Genomic DNA, 18,322 nt, shown 5'->3' on the forward strand with positions numbered 1-18,322 from the left:
CCATGATAGATCTGTACACCGCTGCGACCCCGAATGGCCACAAGGTCTCTATCGTGCTCGAGGAACTCGGCCTGCCCTATACGGTGCACGCCTTGAGTTTCGACAAAAAGGAACAGAAGTCCCCGGACTTCCTCAAGATCAATCCCAATGGGCGGATTCCGGCGATTGTCGACCGTGCCAATGGCGATTTCGCCGTGTTCGAGTCCGGCGCGATCCTGATTTACCTCGCCGAGATGACCGGCAAACTGCTGCCCCAGGACCCCAAGGGGCGATCGGTGGTGTTGCAGTGGCTGATGTTTCAGATGGGCGGAGTCGGGCCGATGCAGGGCCAGGCCAACGTGTTTTTCCGTTACTTCCCGGAAAAACTCCAAGGCGCCATCGACCGTTATCAACACGAAACCCGGCGCTTGTATGAAGTGCTCGACACGCGTCTGCAAACAGTAGAGTTTCTGGCGGGCGAATACAGCATTGCCGACATTGCCACTTATCCGTGGGTCCGTGGCCATGAATGGTCCGGTGTCGCGGTGGATGGCTTGTCAGCCCTGCAGCGCTGGATGGCGACCATGGAGGCACGCCCTGCGGTACAACGCGGTTTACTGGTACCCGAGCGCATCGATGACGACAGTGTCATCAAGGGTGCCCAGGCCATGCTGATTCGATGAGTCTATCCATGCGTTCACTCACTCCGCTGGCGCTGTGTTGTTTCAGTCCTCTTTTATTTGCCGCTGATATCCCAGGCAGTCAGGACCTGCCGATCGTGCCGCGTATGGCCGATGCGCAGATCGTCGACTATCGCCCGGCTGTCGAGCTTGAGCGGATCTACCCGTTGGGTTCGATCCGCAAGATCAGTGGTCAGTTGCGCTTTGATGGTCAAGTCACCGCCCGGGGTCAAACCACCTCGGTGACCTACGAATTACCACCGGAGCATTCCTCTACCGATGCCTTCACCGCCGCTCGCGAAGCCTTGCAAAAGCAGGGCGCCGAGTTGTTGTTCTGGTGTCAGGCCCGGGATTGTGGCGAAAGCAGCCTGTGGGCCAATGAAGTCTTCGGCAACGCCAAGCTGTATGGCGCCGATAATCAGCAAGCTTATTTGCTGCTGCGTCTGGCGGCCCCTCAAGACAATACGCTTGTGGCGCTTTACAGCATCACGCGCGGCAATCGCAGGGCTTATCTGCACGTCGAACAGTTCGACGCTGCTGCACCACTGGGCGACTTGTTACCGACTTCCGCGACTTTGCTGCGGCAGCTCAAGAGCACCGGTGAACTTGATTTCCCCAAACTCGACGGCGACCCAGACGACACCTGGCTGCGCTTGATTTCCCGAGGCCTGAACCTGGACACCACGTTGCGCGTCAATGTTTCCGGACCCCATGCCGAAGCCTGGCGTCAGGCGCTGACCGACCAGGGTGTACGGGCGGCGCGGATGGAAACCGGCAGCGTCGAAGGCTCTGGCCTGCACTTCGAACTGTTGCGATAAGCTTCATTCAGCGAACGCGTTCTGCGCGTTCGCCTACTCTTTTGCTGACTGATTTTTTCGAGACTTTGTATGCCCAATAACGATCGGCTGTTGGTGCAGATTCTGCTCCTGGTGCTGTTTGGCGCGAGCTTCTGGGTGATGGCGCCGTTCTGGTCGGCGCTGTTCTGGGGCGCGGTGCTGGCATTTGCCAGTTGGCCGCTGATGCGTTTGTTGACCCGTTGGCTCAATGGTCGTGAATCCCTGGCGGCGCTGTTACTGACGTTGGGCTGGATGTTACTGGTGGCAGCACCGCTGGTGTGGCTGGGCTTCAACCTCGCGGATCATGTACGCGATGCCACGGCATTCATCAAGGATGTGCAAGTCGACGGTCTGCCTGAAGCACCGACCTGGCTGGGCAGTATTCCCTTGGTCGGCGAGCGGCTGGTGGGGATCTGGAACAGCATCGATCAGCAAGGCGCGGCGATGATGCTGGCGATCAAGCCTTATCTGGGTCAGGTCGGTAACTGGTTGCTGGCGCGCAGTGCGCAGATCGGCGGCGGCATCCTTGAGTTGGCGCTGAGTATTGTCTTTGTGTTTTTTTTCTACCGGGACGGGCCGCGGTTGGCGGTGTTTGTCCATGGGTTGCTGGAACGGCTGATCGGTGACCGCGCCGGCTATTACATTGAACTGGTGGCGGGCACCGTGCAGCGCGTAGTCAATGGGGTGATCGGTACGGCAGCGGCTCAGGCCGTGCTGGCGTTGATCGGCTTCCTGATTGCCGGCGTGCCTGGGGCGCTGGTGCTGGGGATTGTGACGTTTTTGCTGAGCCTGATTCCGATGGGGCCGCCGTTGGTGTGGATTCCAGCCACGGCGTGGTTGGCCTGGAAGGGCGAGTACGGGATGGCGGTGTTCCTCGGGATCTGGGGCATGTTCATCATCAGCGGGGTCGACAACGTGCTTAAGCCGTATCTGATCAGTCGGGGCGGGAATTTGCCATTGGTGATTGTGTTGCTCGGGGTGTTTGGCGGGTTGATTGCATTCGGGTTTATCGGATTGTTCATCGGTCCGACGTTGCTGGCCGTGGCTTACAGCCTGTTGACCGATTGGAGCAAGAGTCAGGCTCGGGTCGAGGATCGCCGGCCTTGAGGCGCTCCGGGGGGCATAGGGCTCGACACCGATCACCTGTGGACGCGAGCCTGCTCGCGATGAACGATGACGCGGGGCGTATTTGATGATGCGCGCTTTGCGACTTACATCGGCTCCGGCGGCCCAATCAGTCTTCCCATCACCCCAAACAACCCCAGCTCCCGAATCACTTCCAGCTCCCCCTGCGTCTCCACCATCTCGGCAATCAACGGCAAATCAATGCTGTTGGTCGCCCGGAAAATCGCCTCGATGAACAGGCGCTTGTCAGTCTGTTCATCGATACCCCGAATGTAGGCTCCGTCGATTTTCAGGTAAGCCAGCCCCAGCTGCGTCAAGTTGCCGATCTGATTGAAGCTGCCGCCGAAGTGCTGCAAACCGACGCGATAACCGGTGTTGAGCAGGCTGTGACTCAGGTGTTGCAGTGCTTCGGGGGGCGGTAGTTGGCGTTCGTCGATTTCCAGGGTCAGCAGCGGCCCGAGTTCGGGCAGTGATTCGAGCAGATCGAGGATTTGTTGCAGCTGCGCTGGATCGCGCAGGGTGCTGCCGGAGAGGCTCAGTGCGAGTGGCCAACGGTTGGCGGCCAAATATTCGAGAGTGGTTTCGAACATCGCCAGATCGAATCGCGCTGACCAGCCAAGGCGCTCGATCCACGGCAGGAAATGCCCCGCGGCAATCGCCTCGCCTTGCGGGTCGAGCAGGCGCGCGAGGACTTTGTGATGCAGCACCTGACTGGTATCGGCGCACTGCACCACCGGTTGAAAATACAGCTGCATCTTGCCCTCGGTCAGCGCTTCGTCGATCCAGTTGCGCCAGTCGTGTTGGGACTGGTTCGGCGCGGTATCGGAATGGACCAACTGTATCCACGGCCGTTCGGGGTGCTTCCGGGCTTGGGTCAGTGCCTGATCGAGGCGCAGCAGCACATCGCTCGCCGCTTCTCCGGGGGAATAGGCGACGACGCCCAGGTGCGCCACCGGCATGCAGTCGCTGGCACCTGTCAGGCGCAGGTTTTCCATGGTGGCGCTGATTTCCGAAGCCAGGCGTGCGGCATCTTTACTGTCCAGGCCTGGAGTCAGCAAGCTGAATTCGCCACCGCGATTGCGCGCCGCGAGCCAGGTTCGACGTTCCGGTGGTTGCGTCAGGCGTTTGAGCAATTCGCCGACGGCGCCGATCAGGGTATCGGTGCGCTGGCCGCCCAGACGTTGGTTGAGACCGATCAGGTCATTGATCCGCAGCATGAGCAAATGGCCGTCGCGGCTTTGTTCGCAAACCAGTAGTTGGTCAGCCAATTGTTCATCCAGCAAACGCCGGTTGGCCAGACCCGTGAGGTTGTCCTGATAAGATTCAGAGCGCAATTTTTCGCTGCGTGCGGCCTCTTCGGCGAACAGAGCCTTGAGCTTCTCGACCATCTGATTCATTGCCAGCACCACGCGTTTGAGCTCCGGTGTGCGCGGCAGTTTCGGCAAACTGCGGAACTCGCGTTTGCTGATGGCTTCAGCCTGTTTGACCATGTTGTCGAGAGGGCGCAGTTGCCGGCGCAACAGCCAGCCGCCAAATACCGCGCTGAGCAGTCCGCAAATCAGCAACCAGATCAGGCTGCCGAGGGTGCTGTCCCAGAGTTTGGCCAGGGGGAATTGTGGATTGCTCAGCACTTCGACCCGAGCCGCCTGCTCCCAGCCACGCATGATCAGCGCATCGCCGCCTTGTGGACGCAGGTTCACCAGGCTGACGAACCAGTCGGGAACGCCTTCGATTTGCGTCGGTGCACTGCGTTCCACCAGCACCCGCTCATCCACAATATTGACGACCCGGATGCTGCTGAAGTAGCCGCTGTCGAAAATCGAGCTGACCATCAACTCGATCATCGCCGGGTCGTCGATCTGCGCAGTCAATGACAAGCCCAGCGCCGTGGCGGCGTCCTGGGCGTGGGAGCGCAACTGGCCGAGCATTTGTTCGCGAGAGCTTTCCAGGCTGACAAAAAAACTGCCGCCGAAGGCCACCAGCAAGAACAGGCAAATGGCGAGAAACAACTGTTTGCGCAATGACATAAAACGCTCCTTGCAATAGCGGCTAGCCTTCGCCCACGGCGAACCCTTCAAATTGCATCTTTTTCAGCACGTCTTGCCAACGCGACAGCTTTTTCGAGTCGCTGCTGCGTTTGCCACCATTGGCTCCCGGCAAGTACAGGCCTTCGGCGTTGAAGGCGTACACCGGCAACAGGTCCTTGCGTTGGGAAGCGGGGCGGATCTCGCTGAGCAGATTGTCCAGCACCAGCGGATCGGCCGTGGGGCTGCTGTAGAACGTCAACACCATGTGCGCCTGGTTCTGGGTCAGAGCCTTGACGTAGGTGATGCGCAGTTTCTCGCTGGGAATTCCGAGGTGTCGCAGGCTGAAATATTTCGCCAAGGCGTAGTCTTCACAATCGCCTGCAGCCTTGATCAGCGATTCCACTGGCGTGGCCCAGTAATCGGTCTGACGCCAGATACGCGTGTCGTCCTGAAAGCTCAGTTGTTGATTGAAGAAGCGATTGACCGCATTCAGTTGTTCGCGCTCAGGCTGGTTGCGTTCGCTTTGCAGCATTTGACTCCAGCCCTCGATCCGTCCCCGGGCCAGGCCAAGGGGGCCGTAGCGCTTTTCGGCAGTTTGCAGAATCTGTGCAAAGTCCCAGTCGGCCCAGACGCTACCCAACCCTGCCAGCAGAAAATTCGTCAGTAGCAGCCATCCGCCGAACCGAAGTCGGAGCGTTGACCATCCTGGACTACGCGGACTGCGGGACATGTCTGGCTGCTCAGGTGCAGATGTCTGAAGTCTAGGCGGTGTTCTCAGCGAGGAAGGGCAGGTCGTCGGACGAAGGGGCAGAGTTGATGATCGTTCCCACGCTCTGCGTGGGAACGATCAATCTCAAGATTTGTGCAGGGTTTTCTGCTTGAGGATATAAATCGTCACCAGCACTGCACTGGTCAGCATGAACCCCCGCGCCCAAGGCAGGGGCACCAGGTAGCAGGAGAGCAGGATGCTCGCCCACATCAACCCGATGGCGTAGACCTTGCCCTTGAGCGGAATGCCATTGCCGCTCAGGTAGTCGCGAACCCACGGCCCAAGCCGTGGATGTTCAACCAGCCACTGATAGAAGCGCGGCGAACTGCGGGCGAAACAGGCGGCCGCCAGCAACAGGAACGGTGTAGTGGGCAGCACCGGCAGGAAAATCCCGATCACTCCCAGCGCTACGCTCAGCCAGCCGATGGCCAGCAGCACGTAGCGCAACATCAGGAGGCGGTTGCCTATGGGGTTGTCCATAGGCAAAACCTTAGTGGTGACGTGGCTTGAGAATCGCCGGTTTTTCGTCTGGCGCGTTGCACAGCAGGTACAGCGCGGTCAGGGCTTCCGGGATCTGCACGATCATGTCGTCCATCAGGTTGGCGTCGGCTGCGATATCGGAGAACTCAGGCTGTTCGTCGAACAGGCCCGAACCGACCATGATCGGCAGCAGCATTTCGCTGACTTCGTCTTCGGCGGTTTCGAACCAGGCGGCTTCGCGCAGGAACACGCCTTCCATGAAACCGATGCACCAGCCGCGCAGGTCGGAATCGTCCGGATCGTCGCCCAGGTCGAGGTCGCACGGCAGCTCGAACTCTTCGTCGGATGCCAGTTGGCGGGCGATGTGCGCCTTGAGCAGCAGCAGGGTGGATTCGATCGCTTCACGCTCGGTGTCGTCGGCGTAATGCGGCTCTTCGGCGAACAGCGCGTCGATCCATTCACGGTCGGGAACGCTCTCGGAACAGATCGACAGCGCAGTGAGGTAGCCGTGGGCGGCCACGTAGTCCAGCGCCTCGTCATGCAGCTCGTCGGCGTCGAGGAAGACTTGCAGGCGGGTTAGTTGCTCAGCGAAGGACATTAAAGGGCTACCTTGGGGAATATACGATGCGGGAATTCTAGGCCTTCTTGAGCGCTCAGGCCAGCCGCGCGGCATATTTGCACCTTTGCAGGCTCCCTCCCACAAGTTGGCTTTGGTATGTCTTATCAGCGGCGCCCTTCGCAGGGAAGGGCTCGGGTATACTCGCGCGTTTTGTGATGCCCTGCTGGCGTCACGGCTGAGATGTGCAGCGTCATGCAATGCGCACTTACGATTTGTCGGTGCAGCTTTCACGATTCTGAACCAGCCTTGCAGGGATGTTTCGGTGATTTTTGGAGTTTTTATGCTCGAACAGGCTCAACGCGTCCTCAAGGACATCTTCGGCTACGACAGTTTCCGTGGCCGTCAGGGTGCAATCATTGAGCGCGTGGCCAGTGGCGGCGACGCCCTGGTGCTGATGCCTACCGGTGGCGGCAAGTCCCTGTGCTTCCAGGTGCCGGCATTGCTGCGTGAGGGTCTGGCGGTGGTGGTGTCGCCGTTGATCGCGCTCATGGACGATCAGGTCGCCACCCTCGAAGAACTGGGCGTTGCCGCTGCGGCCTTGAACTCCACGTTGAGTGCTGAACAACAGCGTGATCTGGCGGCGCGGATCAAGCGCGGCGAGGTGAAAATGCTCTACCTGGCGCCCGAGCGCCTGGTTCAGCCACGCATGCTGGCGTTCCTGCAAAGCCTTGAAATCGCCCTGTTCGCCATCGACGAAGCACATTGCGTGTCCCAATGGGGGCACGACTTCCGTCGCGAATACCTGCAACTGGGCCAGTTGGCGGAATTGTTCCCCAACGTGCCACGCATTGCCCTGACCGCGACGGCCGACAAGCGCACCCGCGAAGAAATCGTCGATCGCCTGCATTTGCAGGATGCCGAGCGTTTCCTCTCGAGTTTCGACCGCCCCAATATTTTCTATCGCATCGTGCCCAAGGAACAGCCGCGCAAGCAGTTGCTGGCGTTCCTCGCCGAGCGGCGTAGCGATGCGGGTATCGTTTACTGCCTGTCGCGCAAAAAGGTCGATGAAGTAGCGGTGTTCCTCAGCGAGCAAGGTTTTCCGGCGCTGCCGTACCACGCCGGTCTGCCCAACGACACGCGGGCTCACCACCAGAAGCGCTTCCTCAACGAGGAAGGCCTGATCATGGTCGCCACCGTGGCGTTCGGCATGGGCATCGACAAGCCTAACGTACGTTTTGTCGCGCACCTGGATTTGCCGAAGTCCCTTGAGGCCTACTACCAGGAAACCGGTCGCGGCGGTCGTGATGGCCTGCCGGCGGATGCCTGGATGGCGTACGGCCTGCAAGACGTGGTGATGCTCAAGCAGATGTTGCAGAACTCTGAAGGCGACGAGCGCCACAAGCGTCTGGAGCAGCACAAGCTCGACGCCATGCTCTCGCTTTGCGAAGAAACCCGCTGCCGCCGCCAGACCCTGCTCGCGTACTTCGACGAAGATATGCCAGAGCCCTGCGGCCACTGCGACAACTGCGTCGACGGCGTTCAGACCTGGGACGCCACCGAGCCGGCCCGTCAGGCGCTGTCGGCGATCTACCGCACCGGCCAGCGTTATGGCGTCGGTCATCTGGTGGACGTGTTGCTGGGCAAAGACAACGAAAAGGTTCGCAGCTTCGGTCATCAGCATTTGTCGGTTTACGGCGTAGGCAAAGCGATGGGGGAGAGCGAATGGCGCTCCTTGTTCCGACAGCTTGTTGCCCGTGGTCTGGCCGACATCGACCTCGAAGGCTACGGCGGCCTGCGCCTGAGCGACACCTGCCGGCCATTGCTCAAGGGTGAAGTGACCCTGGAACTGCGCCGCGACCTCAAGCCGCAAGTCACGGCCAAGACTGCCAGCAAGAGCCCGGCCAGCCAATTGGTGCGTGGCGAGGAACGCGAACAGTGGGAAGCCCTGCGCGCCCTGCGTCGCAAGCTCGCCGAAGAACATGGCGTGCCGCCGTACGTCATCTTCCCCGATTCGACACTGCTGGAAATGCTCCGCAGCCAGCCGACCTCGCTGGCTCAAATGGCCACGGTCAGCGGTGTCGGTGCGCGCAAACTGGAGCGTTACGGCGAGGCTTTCCTCGAAGTGCTCGGCGGTCAGGTCGAGGCGCCGAAAGCGGTAGCCGACGTGCGTCACGAACTGATCACCCTGGCCCGGGCCGGCATGACACCGCTGCAGATCGCCGGTCAGTTGCAATGCTCGGAAAAGAACGTCTACACCATGCTCGCCGAAGCCATCGGCAAGCAGCAGTTGTCGCTTGAACAAGCGCTGGACCTGCCAGAAGAGTTGATGGGGGAAGTTCAGGACGCCTTTCTCGACGGCGAAGGCGAACTGCCGCCAGTGTCAGAGATCGCTGCGCTGTTCGCAGGAAGAGTTCCGGAAGGCGTTTTGTATTGCGTTCGTGCTGCGCTGCAGTCGGAATTCGAAATCTGAATGACCTGATGCATAAGTGTAACGATTCAGTACAGAGCCAAGCCTTGCCTATAGCCAAAGGTCATGCTTAGCTGACTAATAATTAGTTTTTCTCTATTTCAGTCTAACCATGAGTGCTTTATGCCGTTAACCGATCAACACCGCTTTGGCATGCAACTGGCCCAGATGTCTCGGGGCTGGCGTGCCGAACTGGACCGCCGGCTGGCTGGCCTGGGTCTGTCCCAGGCACGCTGGCTGGTGCTGCTGCACCTGGCGCGTTTCGATGATGCCCCCACCCAGCGCGAACTGGCGCAAAGCGTCGGCGTTGAAGGGCCCACTCTGGCTCGACTGCTCGACAGCCTGGAAAGTCAGGGCCTGGTGCAGCGCCAATCCGTGCTGGAAGACCGTCGGGCGAAAAAAATCGTCCTCTGTGCCCCGGCCCGGCCCTTGATCGAACAAATTGAAACCATTGCCACTCAATTGCGCCATGAACTGTTTGAAGGCGTTGATGAAGCGGATTTGAAGGTCTGCATGCGTGTCCACGGGCACATCCTGGCCAACCTGGAAAAATCTTGAGGCACAACCACGCGCCAGACTTTTGAGATACCCCGTTGGGCAGACTATAAAGAACTACTAGGCAATATCGTGTTCGTACCGGATGTACGAATACGTACAGGTTGGTTCTGGTTATCTAAGGGATGCTCATGCTCGAGAGTTGGCACGTTGTATTGCGGTGTTGCGCCAGGCTGCTGCTGGTCGGTGGTGCCGTCACTTACTCGGCATTGGCCCCGGCGCTCGGGTTGGGTGAGATCACCCAGCATTCGGCATTGAATCAGCCATTCAATGCCGACATCGCCCTGGAGGACGCTGGTGGTCTGCAGGAGGGCGAGTTATCAGTCAGTCTGGCGACAGTGGACGAATTCAGCCGCGCCGGTGTCGAGCGGGTGTTTTTCCTCAACGACCTGAAGTTCACACCGATCCTGCGGGGCAACCGCAGCCTGATCCGGGTAACCTCCAGTAAACCTGTCAAGGAACCCTTCCTGAATTTTCTGGTGCAGCTCAATCAGCCCAACGGGCGTTTGCTGCGCGAGTACACGGTGCTGATTGATCCGCCGGGTTCGCCGGGGATTGTTCCCGTCAGTGAGGAACCCGTGTCGAGCCCTCAGTCTTCTGCATTCCCGTCCGTCGAACCGGCTGTTGCACCGCCACCTGCCGTGAAAAGGGCGACGCCCAAGCCTGACGTCGATAAACCAGCCGCAGCGCCGGCGAGTGATCCTGTTGCCGAACAACTGGCCGCCAGTGTGCTGCAGAACCAGCAGTTGCAAACCACCATCGATGAACTCAATGCGAAGCTTCAGGCTCAGGACGAGCAGATCGCCGGGCAGAAAAAGCAGGTGATCGAGCTGCAAACCCAATTGGCGGAAGTCAAACAGGCATCGGTGCCCCCGGTTGCGCCGAAGGTGACGCCGCCGGTCCCGGTGGTTGTCGAGACGCCCGAGGCCACCCAATGGCCGCTGATCATCGGGTTGCTGGCACTGGTGGCGTTGGTGTTGCTCGGCGTATACATTCGCCGTCAACGACCTCAGGCTGAGGCTGAGGCTCAGGTCCAGCCCGAGCCGTTACCCGTGTTGCCATCGCGCCATGAACCGGTGCTTGACCGCACAGCGGAACCGATCAGGCCGGCGTCCCGGCCGCAACCGTTGGCCGGATCGGCCGAAGAGATTCCCGCAGGCGACGTGCTGGAAGGGGTTGGTATCTATCTGGCGTATGGCCGCTTGTCCGAGGCGGCCGGTTTATTGCGAGATGCGTTGGTCAGGGAACCCCAGCGCACGGATCTGGCCGTGCAACTGTTGGAAGTCCTCGGTAAGCAGGGCGACATGCAGGCTTATGACGCACAAGAAAGCAGCCTGCGAGACGCCGGGTTCGATGCACAGCAACTTCAGGACATCCGCGCCCGTCATCCGAAACTGATCAGCGCCGCACCGGTGATCGCCGCCGTGGCAGTGGCGCCGCCCACGCCAGCAATCCCTGAAACGGCGCCGAGCGATGAGTTCCAGTTGAACCTCGATGACCTGTCGATGGATGCGAATTGGGACCTGATCAGCCCCTTCGAAAATTCATCATCCAGCGCCAAACCGTCGAATGAGCCAGCACAGGCAGACGAGCCCGGGTTCACCTCTAACCTGCACGTGTTGCCCGATGTTTTCGAAATGACCGAGGAGCCGACGCTGGACGAGCCCGAGCTTGAATGGATCGCCGAACCTGACGCCCAATCTCTGGACGAGACCTTTCTCAACGAGTTCAGCGATCCTGTCCAGCCGCTGGAGCTTGAGCCGCTGCATGCTGAATTGATGGATCTTGAGCCGGCCGGGCCGAGCAACGCGGGTAAACTTGAACAGGCCCAGACCTGCATCGACGATGGTGATCTGGATAGCGCTATCGAACTGCTTAACGAGTTACTCAAGGAAGGCGACGAGCCCCTCAAGGAAACGGCCCGGACGCTGTTGGCCGGTATTCGATAACACTTGGCCTCGCTCCTGCGAAACCGCCTGTTCGTCCACATTATTAACGCCGAAGCTGAAGCGCACTTCACCGCTATTGCCTCTCAGGCTCAGGAACTTTGCCAATCATGACCGCACGTAAACCGGAAATCGTCATCACCTATTGCACGCAATGCCAATGGCTGTTGCGCGCCGCCTGGCTGGCCCAGGAACTGCTCAGCACCTTCGGCGATGACTTGGGCAAAGTGTCTCTGGTGCCCGGCACCGGCGGAGTTTTTCACATTTTCTGTGACGATGTGCAGCTCTGGGAGCGCAAGGCCGACGGTGGTTTTCCCGAGGCCAAGGTGCTCAAGCAGCGGGTCCGCGATCAGATCGATCCGGACCGCGACCTGGGCCACAACGATCGCACTCAGTGAGACGCGGCTTCTGCCGCCACGGCGTTCTTGCTTGAACTGCCGGACAACCGGCTGGAAACCACGATGGCCACGATGATCAGCGCGCCGCCGATCAGCATGCGCAGCGTCGGGTTTTCATCGAACAACAGCCAGGCCAGGGTGATGCCGTAAACCGGCTCCAGAGCAAACACCACTGAAGCGGTCCGGGCTTTGATCACCGCCAGGCTGGCGACGAACAGGCTGTGGGCGACGCCGGTGCAGAACACCCCGAGCAGGCCGATCCACAGCCAGTCGATGGCGCGCACTTCGCTCAACTGCGGCGCCGCCACCGGCAGCAGGCAGATCGTAACCACCACGTTCTGGCACAGTGCCGCCTGCACTGGCGGAATTCGTCCGGAGCTGGCGCGGTTGGTCAGGGACAGCAGGGTGAACAGCAAGCCGGAAGCCACCGCCCACAACAGGCCAGTGGTGGCGCCGCTGGCCAGATCGAAGTCCGGCGTCACCAGTACCAATCCGATGCTGACCAGCACCACCAACAGGATTTCATTGGCGCGGATGCGCTCGCGGAAGATCAGCCCTTCGAGGATCACGGTAAACGCCGGGAAACTGGCAAAACCCAGGGTCGCGATCGCCACCCCGGCCACCTTCACCGCGATGAAGAAACTCACCCAGTGCCCGGTCAGCAGCAAGCCGCTGAGCAGCAGGCGACGCAGGTCCGCGGCGTCAAGTTTTCGCCAACGGGTACTGCTGGCGAACCGTGCGAAAAACGTCAGTGCGAGGACAGCAAACGCGGCACGACCGAACACGATGACGGCCGGCGAGGCGGCGGCGAGTTTGCCGAATACGCCAGTCAGGCCGAACATCAGTGCACCGATATGCAGAGCGCCAAGGGCGGTACGGGGAGTCATTGCAATCCTTAACGACAAACGAACAAATGTCCTACATTGAATCGTGCTGAGCCGATTATGTCTGTCGCCAGACTCGCGTCATTTGTCGCCAGCCTCGCGGCGCAATTTACCGGGTGAGGCACCGAACTCGCGCAACACCGCGGCGGCGAACGCGCTCTGCGAGGTATAGCCGACTCGACAGGCGATTTCACCAATGGGCAGCGCCGAATCCCGCAACAAGCCCACGGCAATGTGCAGCCGACGACTGCGAATGTAGTCCATCGGAGTTTGCCCGCATTCCGCCACGAACCGCGCATGCAACCGAGCGCTGGACAGGCCGACAATGCGCGCCAGATCGGCGACTTGCAGCGGATAAGCCGCGTATTGATCGATGTGCGCATTCAGCGCCGCATAAGGCAGACGCCGACCGCCCACACTGTCGGGTTTGGCGTTGTTCAGGCTGGCCAGCAACAGCACCGCGCCTTGCTGGGCGATCAGCGGATCACTGATTTGACTGCCCGCCAGCCAACTCACCAGTTGGCTTTGCCCGGCGTCCAGCGACAGGCGCCCGGCGTTGTCGAGTAAGCGCCGACTGGCATCGGCGTGATCGCCAAGGGACTGAGAAACCCATTGCTCGTTCGGCACATCCAGCACCAGACACCGACTGCCATTGGCACTGCCGCAGGCATGATGAAAACCGGACGGCACGACCACGAAACTCTGCTGGACCACCTGACTGCCATGCCCCTGGACCTCGAAATCCAGCGCGCCCGACAGCCCGAACACCAATTGCGCATGGTCGTGGCTATGGACGATCAGGTCGTGGGTGTACTGGCGTAGCGTGAGGATCGGTCTCATCGCAGGTCTCCTGGGCAGGTCGCCAGTCTACACCGGGTGCGGCCCGACTCGCGCTGTCACAAGATTGACTTGCCACTGTCATGGGCAATTCACCCGACCGGCGCAAGCTTGCCAAAACTTGTCCTGAGGGTTGCCCATGACCAGCGCCGAGCTCGCCAAACCCAGCCGTAAGCAACGTGTGCGGACCTTGTGGATTTCCGATGTGCATCTGGGCACCCGGGATTGCCAGGCCGAACATCTGTCGCAATTTCTCAAGGGCTACCACGCGGACAAGGTCTACCTGGTCGGCGACATCATCGACGGCTGGAAACTGCGCAGCGGCATGTATTGGCCGCAAGCGCATACCAATGTAATTCGTCGTCTGCTGACCATGAGCAAGCGCGGCACAGAAGTGATCTACGTCACCGGCAACCATGACGAATTCCTGCGCCGTTATTCGAAGCTGATTTTGGGCAATATCCAGTTGGTGGATGAAGCCGTGCACGTGACCGCCGATGGCCGTCATCTGCTGGTGATTCACGGTGACCAGTTCGACGTGATCACCCGTTACCATCGCTGGCTGGCGTTTCTCGGCGACTCGGCCTATGAATTCACCCTGACGCTCAACCGCTGGCTCAACCATTGGCGTGCCCGTTATGGCTACGGCTACTGGTCGCTGTCGGCGTACCTCAAACACAAGGTCAAGACCGCCGTCAGCTTCATCAGCGACTTTGAAGAAGCCATCGCCCACGAATGCGTCAAACGCGAGTTGCATGGGGTGGTATGCGGGCACATTCACCATGCCGAGATTCGCAAGGTCGGCGGGGTGGATTACCTCAATTGCGGGGATTGGGTGGAGTCGTGCACGGCGCTGATCGAGCATTGGGATGGGTCGATCGAGTTGTATCGGTTGGCCGATGCCCAGGCGCGGGAGGCGGAGTTGAAGGCGGTGAAGGTCGCGGAGCCGGCCTAAACACAAGGTGTATGGACGGACCTCATCGCGAGCCTGCTCGCGATGGACCGCGCAGCGGTCCCCCCGAATAGATCAGGCGGGCGAATGCTCTTCTATTGCCGCCTTGTAGATCGAGTTTTTCGGTTGCGCAAACAGTCGCTCCACCATCGGTTCGAAGAAGCTCAGCGGCAGCGTGTCGTACGCCGGATCAAACGCCGCCGCATCGTACCGGGCACAAAACTCGATGGTCGCCTGATACTGCGGATGACCGCTGAATTGCTCGCGCAGATGCCGGTCCATGCCCAAGTGATGGAAGAAGTAATAGCCCTGGAAAATCCCGTGTTTCTCCACCATCCACAAGTTCTCGGCGCTGACGAAGGGCTTGAGGATCGCCGCGGCGATGTCCGGGTGATTGTAGGAGCCCAGCGTGTCGCCGATGTCATGGAGCAGGGCGCAGACCACGTACTCTTCGTCGCGACCATCGCGCCAGGCGCGGCTGGCGGTTTGCAGGGAGTGGGTCAGACGATCCACCGGGAAACCACCGAAATCCCCCTCCAGTAACTTCAGATGCGCCACGATCCGTTTAGGCAATTGCCGGGCATAGGCGCTGAAATCTGCGGCGATGATCGCCCAGTCTTCCTGCGTGCCGTCCTGCATATGGGTAAAACGGGCATGGACATTCATCAGCTATCCTCTTGTTCTAATCGAAAGGGATGTATTGAGTGTAGAACTTGGATCCAAGGCTGCATTGGCTGCTCAAGACGCTTTTGTGGCCAATGGAGCCTAGAACGCCACGCGACCCAGAATCATGTCGCGGTACATGACGAAATCGCCGAGCAGGCTGTAAAGAGGATGCTGGAAGGTGGCAGGGCGATTCTTCTCGAAGAAGAAATGCCCGAACCAGGCGAAGCTGTAACCGGCCAGCGGCAGCGCCAGCAACATCAACCATGCGCCTTTGGCGATAGTCAGCGCCAGAAAGAAAATAACCAGTGAGGTGCCGACAAAGTGCAATCGTCGACAAGTGCTGTTGCGATGTTCGCTGAGGTAATACGGGTAAAACTCAGCGAAGTTGTTGAAGCGTTTGATGTTTTCCACGACTGCGGTCTCTGTGGTGGCTGTTCACGCGACAAGTTGTTCTGCGGGTAGCTTATTTAAGTCTAGAGTGATCATAGGCATCAGCCAGTGACAATAGGCGCCACTTTAGTATCCTTGGGTATTGGGTCGCGGCATACGGCCACCACGTAGTAAACGCCATGAGCGAACGAACGACTTCTGCAAGCTGGGCGATGGGGATTGTCAAAGCACTGGAAATGGACGGCCTGGATTGCCGGGTTCTGTTCAAGCAGCTAGGGCTCGACTATGCGGCATTGGATGACCCGGATGCGCGCTTCCCGCAAGATTCCATGACGCGGCTCTGGCAGCGCGCGGTCGAGTTGTCCGGCAACCCGGCGATCGGCCTGAACATGGGCAAGGTGGTGCGACCGGCGTCCTTCCATGTCGCCGGTTATGCCTTGATGTCCAGCCAGACCCTGGCCGAAGGTTTTCAACGTCTGGTGCGGTATCAGCGAATCATTGCTGAAAGTGCTGATTTGAGTTTCCGATTGCTGGATGAGGGTTATGCGCTGATTCTGACGGTCCATGGCGATCACCTGCCGCCGACCCGACAGAGTGCCGAAGCATCAATGGCCTGCGCCCTGGCACTTTGCAGCTGGCTGACCGGCCGCACGCTCCAGCCGCGCAAAGTCTTGCTGCAAGGCGATGATCCCGTTGATCTTGAACCCTATAAACTAGCCTTCCATGCCCCGTTGATGTTCAACGCCCCTTATGACGCCTTGATCTTCCAACGCGCCGACATGGAGGCACCGCTGCCCACCGCCAACGAGGCCATGGCGCGGTTGCACGACCGGTTTGCCGGCGAGTACCTGGCGCGGTTTTCCGAGAGCCGCGTGACCCACAATGCGCGGCAGGTGTTATGCCGTCTGCTGCCTCAGGGCGAACCCAAGCGCGATGTGGTGGCCCAGGCGCTGCACTTGTCGCAACGCACCTTGCAGCGTCGCTTGCAGGAAGAGGGCACGAGTTTTCAGACGTTGCTGGATGACACCCGACGTGAACTGGCCGAGCAATACCTGGCGCAACCGAACTTGACCCTGCTGGAAATTGCCTACTTGCTGGGTTTTGCCGATCCGAGCAACTTCTTCCGCGCCTTCCGACGCTGGTTCGATTCCACCCCCGGCGAATACCGGACGCGGCTGATGGAAGCGCCCATACGGCTCAATGACGCCAGAACGCCGGGATACACAGAACAAACACCGTAATGATCTCCAATCGGCCCAGCAGCATGCCGAATGAGAGAATCCACTTCGCAGCATCCGGTAGGCTGGCGAAGTTGCCTGCCGGGCCAATGGTCTCGCCAAGCCCCGGGCCTACGCCAGACACCGTGGCGGCCGCGCCGGTAAGCGCTGTCATCCAGTCCACGCCCAGCAGCGACAGCAGCAGCGCGATGACGCAAATGGTGATGGCGAAGAAGAACGAAAAGGTCAGGATCGAGCGCACGATCTCTTCGTCGAGACGGTGGCCGTTGTACTTCTGCTTGATCACCGCGCGCGGGTGAATCAACTGGTTAAGGTTGGCCTTGAGCAGAATGTAGGCAACCTGGAAGCGGAAAATCTTGATCCCGCCAGCGGTCGAACCCGAGCAGCCGCCAACAAACCCCAGATAAAAGAACAGCATCAGTGAGAAATTGCCCCAGAGGCTGTAGTCCCCCAGTGCAAAACCGGTGGTGGTCACCACCGATGTCACGTTCAGCGCCACATGCCGCAAGGCCTCCAGCCAGTGCAGTTGGGTGGTCCACCAGTACCAGGTGCCGAGCACCAACCAAGTCACCAGCAACATGCCGAGCAGGCCTTGAACCTGTTCATCCTTGATCAGCGCCCGACGATTGCCACGCAACGTGGCGACATACAGGGTGAACGGCAGGGCACCGAGAATCATGATGACGATCGCGACCCAATGCACCGCAGGCTCCGGCCACTTGGCCAAAGACTGGTCGGAGGTGGAGAAACCGCCGGTGGAAATCGCCGACATCGCGTGATTGATTGCATCGAACGGGCTCATTCCGGCCCACCAGAACGCCAGGCTGCCGAAAATGGTGATGCCGACGTAGGCCGCAACGATCAAACGCGCCACCATGTGCGAACGGGGCATTACTTTTTCGGAACGGTCCGACGACTCGGTCTGAAACAGCCGCATGCCACCGATGCGCAGCAGTGGCAGAATCGCTACCGCCATGCCGATAAAGCCGATCCCGCCGATCCAGTGCAGCAATGAGCGCCACATCAGGATGCCGGGAGACATGTTGTCCAGGCCCGTGAGCACCGTCGCACCGGTGGCGGTGATGCCGGACATGCTTTCGAAGAACGAGTCGGTGTAACTGATGCGCTGGGTCAGCAGGAACGGCAGGGCGGCGAAGATGCACACCACCACCCAACTGCTGACCGTCAGCAGGTACATGTCTCGAGGGCGCAGATGGATGTGCTCGGGGCGCCCGGGTATCACCAGGGCCAGGCCGGCGACAAAGGTGATCATGCTGGCCCAGAGGAACGATGGCAGGTCGCTGGTGCGTTCGAAGATCACCAGGGTGGCCATGGGCACGACCATGGCGATGGCTAGCGTGATCAGGAAGATGCCGATGATGAAACCAATGATCCGTAAGGTCGGCAACGCCATGAAGTCCGCTCGGGCTGATAGTGGGAAGGGCGCCATTCTACCTGCGGGGCAGGGCATGTAAACCGGCAACCCTGTGGTAGATACCGCTAGAATAGCCAGACATTTTCTACAGGAGGTGGC

The 18,322-nt window shown here is 59.9% G+C and carries 18 protein-coding genes; 9 read left to right on the forward strand and 9 right to left on the reverse strand.

Features of this window, described 5'->3' with window-relative positions; genetic code table 11:
• The first annotated feature begins 2 nt into the window (after nt 1-2).
• The 3 genes from CKW20_RS03620 to CKW20_RS03630 all read left to right on the forward strand — a co-directional run bounded on the left by CKW20_RS03620 (nt 3) and on the right by CKW20_RS03630 (nt 2,602).
• Nucleotides 3-662 (forward strand): glutathione S-transferase family protein, encoded by a 660-nt coding sequence (locus CKW20_RS03620; protein WP_095051695.1) that lies wholly within the window; start codon nt 3-5, stop codon nt 660-662.
• An 8-nt stretch (nt 663-670) separates the two neighbouring features.
• Nucleotides 671-1,477 (forward strand): DUF4892 domain-containing protein, encoded by an 807-nt coding sequence (locus tag CKW20_RS03625; RefSeq protein ID WP_095051696.1) that lies wholly within the window; start codon nt 671-673, stop codon nt 1,475-1,477.
• Between the two features lie 69 nt (nt 1,478-1,546).
• Complete coding sequence (locus CKW20_RS03630; RefSeq protein ID WP_095051697.1) at nt 1,547-2,602, forward strand: AI-2E family transporter; 1,056 nt, start codon at nt 1,547-1,549, stop codon at nt 2,600-2,602.
• 104 nt (nt 2,603-2,706) lie between these two features.
• On the opposite strand, the gene lapD is transcribed toward CKW20_RS03630, so the two are convergent.
• The 4 genes from lapD to CKW20_RS03650 all read right to left on the reverse strand — a co-directional run bounded on the left by lapD (nt 2,707) and on the right by CKW20_RS03650 (nt 6,494).
• Nucleotides 2,707-4,647 (reverse strand): cyclic di-GMP receptor LapD, encoded by a 1,941-nt coding sequence (gene lapD, locus CKW20_RS03635; protein ID WP_095051698.1) that lies wholly within the window; start codon nt 4,645-4,647, stop codon nt 2,707-2,709.
• A gap of 22 nt (nt 4,648-4,669) precedes the next feature.
• Nucleotides 4,670-5,377: a cysteine protease LapG gene (gene lapG, locus CKW20_RS03640; RefSeq protein ID WP_095051699.1), complete on the reverse strand. Its 708-nt coding sequence runs from the start codon at nt 5,375-5,377 to the stop codon at nt 4,670-4,672.
• A gap of 123 nt (nt 5,378-5,500) precedes the next feature.
• Nucleotides 5,501-5,896: a YbaN family protein gene (locus CKW20_RS03645; protein WP_095051700.1), complete on the reverse strand. Its 396-nt coding sequence runs from the start codon at nt 5,894-5,896 to the stop codon at nt 5,501-5,503.
• 10 nt (nt 5,897-5,906) lie between these two features.
• A complete protein-coding gene (locus CKW20_RS03650; protein ID WP_007895005.1) occupies nt 5,907-6,494 on the reverse strand; it encodes a YecA family protein in 588 nt (195 codons plus the stop codon).
• A gap of 301 nt (nt 6,495-6,795) precedes the next feature.
• Between CKW20_RS03650 and recQ the strand changes: the two genes are divergently transcribed.
• The 4 genes from recQ to CKW20_RS03670 all read left to right on the forward strand — a co-directional run bounded on the left by recQ (nt 6,796) and on the right by CKW20_RS03670 (nt 11,821).
• Nucleotides 6,796-8,925: a DNA helicase RecQ gene (gene recQ, locus CKW20_RS03655; RefSeq protein WP_095051701.1), complete on the forward strand. Its 2,130-nt coding sequence runs from the start codon at nt 6,796-6,798 to the stop codon at nt 8,923-8,925.
• 120 nt (nt 8,926-9,045) lie between these two features.
• The gene (locus CKW20_RS03660) at nt 9,046-9,480 is read left to right on the forward strand and encodes a MarR family transcriptional regulator (protein ID WP_007895007.1); all 435 of its coding nucleotides are present in this window, start codon (nt 9,046-9,048) and stop codon (nt 9,478-9,480) included.
• 128 nt (nt 9,481-9,608) lie between these two features.
• Nucleotides 9,609-11,426, forward strand: coding sequence for a FimV/HubP family polar landmark protein (locus CKW20_RS03665; RefSeq protein ID WP_095052250.1), 1,818 nt, complete (start codon nt 9,609-9,611; stop codon nt 11,424-11,426).
• A 107-nt stretch (nt 11,427-11,533) separates the two neighbouring features.
• Nucleotides 11,534-11,821 (forward strand): SelT/SelW/SelH family protein, encoded by a 288-nt coding sequence (locus tag CKW20_RS03670; protein ID WP_007895010.1) that lies wholly within the window; start codon nt 11,534-11,536, stop codon nt 11,819-11,821.
• On the opposite strand, the gene CKW20_RS03675 is transcribed toward CKW20_RS03670, so the two are convergent.
• Together CKW20_RS03675 and CKW20_RS03680 are read right to left on the reverse strand one after the other, a co-directional pair.
• A complete protein-coding gene (locus CKW20_RS03675; RefSeq protein WP_095051702.1) occupies nt 11,815-12,708 on the reverse strand; it encodes a DMT family transporter in 894 nt (297 codons plus the stop codon). The two genes, CKW20_RS03670 and CKW20_RS03675, sit on opposite strands and share 7 nt — an antisense overlap.
• A 78-nt stretch (nt 12,709-12,786) precedes the next feature.
• The gene (locus CKW20_RS03680; RefSeq protein WP_095051703.1) at nt 12,787-13,545 is read right to left on the reverse strand and encodes an AraC family transcriptional regulator; all 759 of its coding nucleotides are present in this window, start codon (nt 13,543-13,545) and stop codon (nt 12,787-12,789) included.
• A 136-nt stretch (nt 13,546-13,681) separates the two neighbouring features.
• Here CKW20_RS03680 and CKW20_RS03685 point away from each other — a divergent pair, with 136 nt between their 5' ends.
• Nucleotides 13,682-14,497 carry a UDP-2,3-diacylglucosamine diphosphatase gene (locus CKW20_RS03685; protein ID WP_095051704.1) on the forward strand — a complete coding sequence of 272 codons (816 nt, stop codon included), beginning with the start codon at nt 13,682-13,684 and terminating at the stop codon, nt 14,495-14,497.
• Nucleotides 14,498-14,569: 72 nt separating this feature from the next.
• On the opposite strand, the gene CKW20_RS03690 is transcribed toward CKW20_RS03685, so the two are convergent.
• Both CKW20_RS03690 and CKW20_RS03695 read right to left on the reverse strand, forming a co-directional pair.
• Nucleotides 14,570-15,160, reverse strand: a complete 591-nt coding sequence (locus CKW20_RS03690) for an HD domain-containing protein (RefSeq protein ID WP_095051705.1) — start codon at nt 15,158-15,160, stop codon at nt 14,570-14,572.
• Nucleotides 15,161-15,259: 99 nt separating this feature from the next.
• Complete coding sequence (locus CKW20_RS03695; protein ID WP_095051706.1) at nt 15,260-15,571, reverse strand: DUF962 domain-containing protein; 312 nt, start codon at nt 15,569-15,571, stop codon at nt 15,260-15,262.
• A gap of 158 nt (nt 15,572-15,729) precedes the next feature.
• Between CKW20_RS03695 and CKW20_RS03700 the strand changes: the two genes are divergently transcribed.
• Nucleotides 15,730-16,791, forward strand: a complete 1,062-nt coding sequence (locus CKW20_RS03700) for an AraC family transcriptional regulator (RefSeq protein WP_218227991.1) — start codon at nt 15,730-15,732, stop codon at nt 16,789-16,791.
• On the opposite strand, the gene CKW20_RS03705 is transcribed toward CKW20_RS03700, so the two are convergent.
• Nucleotides 16,748-18,202, reverse strand: coding sequence for a TrkH family potassium uptake protein (locus CKW20_RS03705; protein ID WP_095051708.1), 1,455 nt, complete (start codon nt 18,200-18,202; stop codon nt 16,748-16,750). The genes CKW20_RS03700 and CKW20_RS03705 overlap by 44 nt on opposite strands.
• Between the last annotated feature and the right edge of the window lie 120 nt (nt 18,203-18,322).

The sequence above is a fragment of the Pseudomonas sp. Irchel s3b2 genome, from assembly GCF_900187445.1.
GTDB lineage: Bacteria > Pseudomonadota > Gammaproteobacteria > Pseudomonadales > Pseudomonadaceae > Aquipseudomonas.

What these genes read in the sequence shown, in the direction of transcription:
- CKW20_RS03620 (WP_095051695.1), top strand. Translation starts at nt 3, where the DNA reads ATGATAGATCTGTACACCGCTGCGACCCCGAATGGCCACAAGGTCTCT.
- CKW20_RS03625 (WP_095051696.1), top strand. Translation starts at nt 671, where the DNA reads ATGCGTTCACTCACTCCGCTGGCGCTGTGTTGTTTCAGTCCTCTTTTA.
- CKW20_RS03630 (WP_095051697.1), top strand. Translation starts at nt 1,547, where the DNA reads ATGCCCAATAACGATCGGCTGTTGGTGCAGATTCTGCTCCTGGTGCTG.
- lapD (WP_095051698.1), bottom strand. Translation starts at nt 4,647, where the DNA reads ATGTCATTGCGCAAACAGTTGTTTCTCGCCATTTGCCTGTTCTTGCTG.
- lapG (WP_095051699.1), bottom strand. Translation starts at nt 5,377, where the DNA reads ATGTCCCGCAGTCCGCGTAGTCCAGGATGGTCAACGCTCCGACTTCGG.
- CKW20_RS03645 (WP_095051700.1), bottom strand. Translation starts at nt 5,896, where the DNA reads ATGGACAACCCCATAGGCAACCGCCTCCTGATGTTGCGCTACGTGCTG.
- CKW20_RS03650 (WP_007895005.1), bottom strand. Translation starts at nt 6,494, where the DNA reads ATGTCCTTCGCTGAGCAACTAACCCGCCTGCAAGTCTTCCTCGACGCC.
- recQ (WP_095051701.1), top strand. Translation starts at nt 6,796, where the DNA reads ATGCTCGAACAGGCTCAACGCGTCCTCAAGGACATCTTCGGCTACGAC.
- CKW20_RS03660 (WP_007895007.1), top strand. Translation starts at nt 9,046, where the DNA reads ATGCCGTTAACCGATCAACACCGCTTTGGCATGCAACTGGCCCAGATG.
- CKW20_RS03665 (WP_095052250.1), top strand. Translation starts at nt 9,609, where the DNA reads ATGCTCGAGAGTTGGCACGTTGTATTGCGGTGTTGCGCCAGGCTGCTG.
- CKW20_RS03670 (WP_007895010.1), top strand. Translation starts at nt 11,534, where the DNA reads ATGACCGCACGTAAACCGGAAATCGTCATCACCTATTGCACGCAATGC.
- CKW20_RS03675 (WP_095051702.1), bottom strand. Translation starts at nt 12,708, where the DNA reads ATGACTCCCCGTACCGCCCTTGGCGCTCTGCATATCGGTGCACTGATG.
- CKW20_RS03680 (WP_095051703.1), bottom strand. Translation starts at nt 13,545, where the DNA reads ATGAGACCGATCCTCACGCTACGCCAGTACACCCACGACCTGATCGTC.
- CKW20_RS03685 (WP_095051704.1), top strand. Translation starts at nt 13,682, where the DNA reads ATGACCAGCGCCGAGCTCGCCAAACCCAGCCGTAAGCAACGTGTGCGG.
- CKW20_RS03690 (WP_095051705.1), bottom strand. Translation starts at nt 15,160, where the DNA reads ATGAATGTCCATGCCCGTTTTACCCATATGCAGGACGGCACGCAGGAA.
- CKW20_RS03700 (WP_218227991.1), top strand. Translation starts at nt 15,730, where the DNA reads ATGAGCGAACGAACGACTTCTGCAAGCTGGGCGATGGGGATTGTCAAA.
- CKW20_RS03705 (WP_095051708.1), bottom strand. Translation starts at nt 18,202, where the DNA reads ATGGCGTTGCCGACCTTACGGATCATTGGTTTCATCATCGGCATCTTC.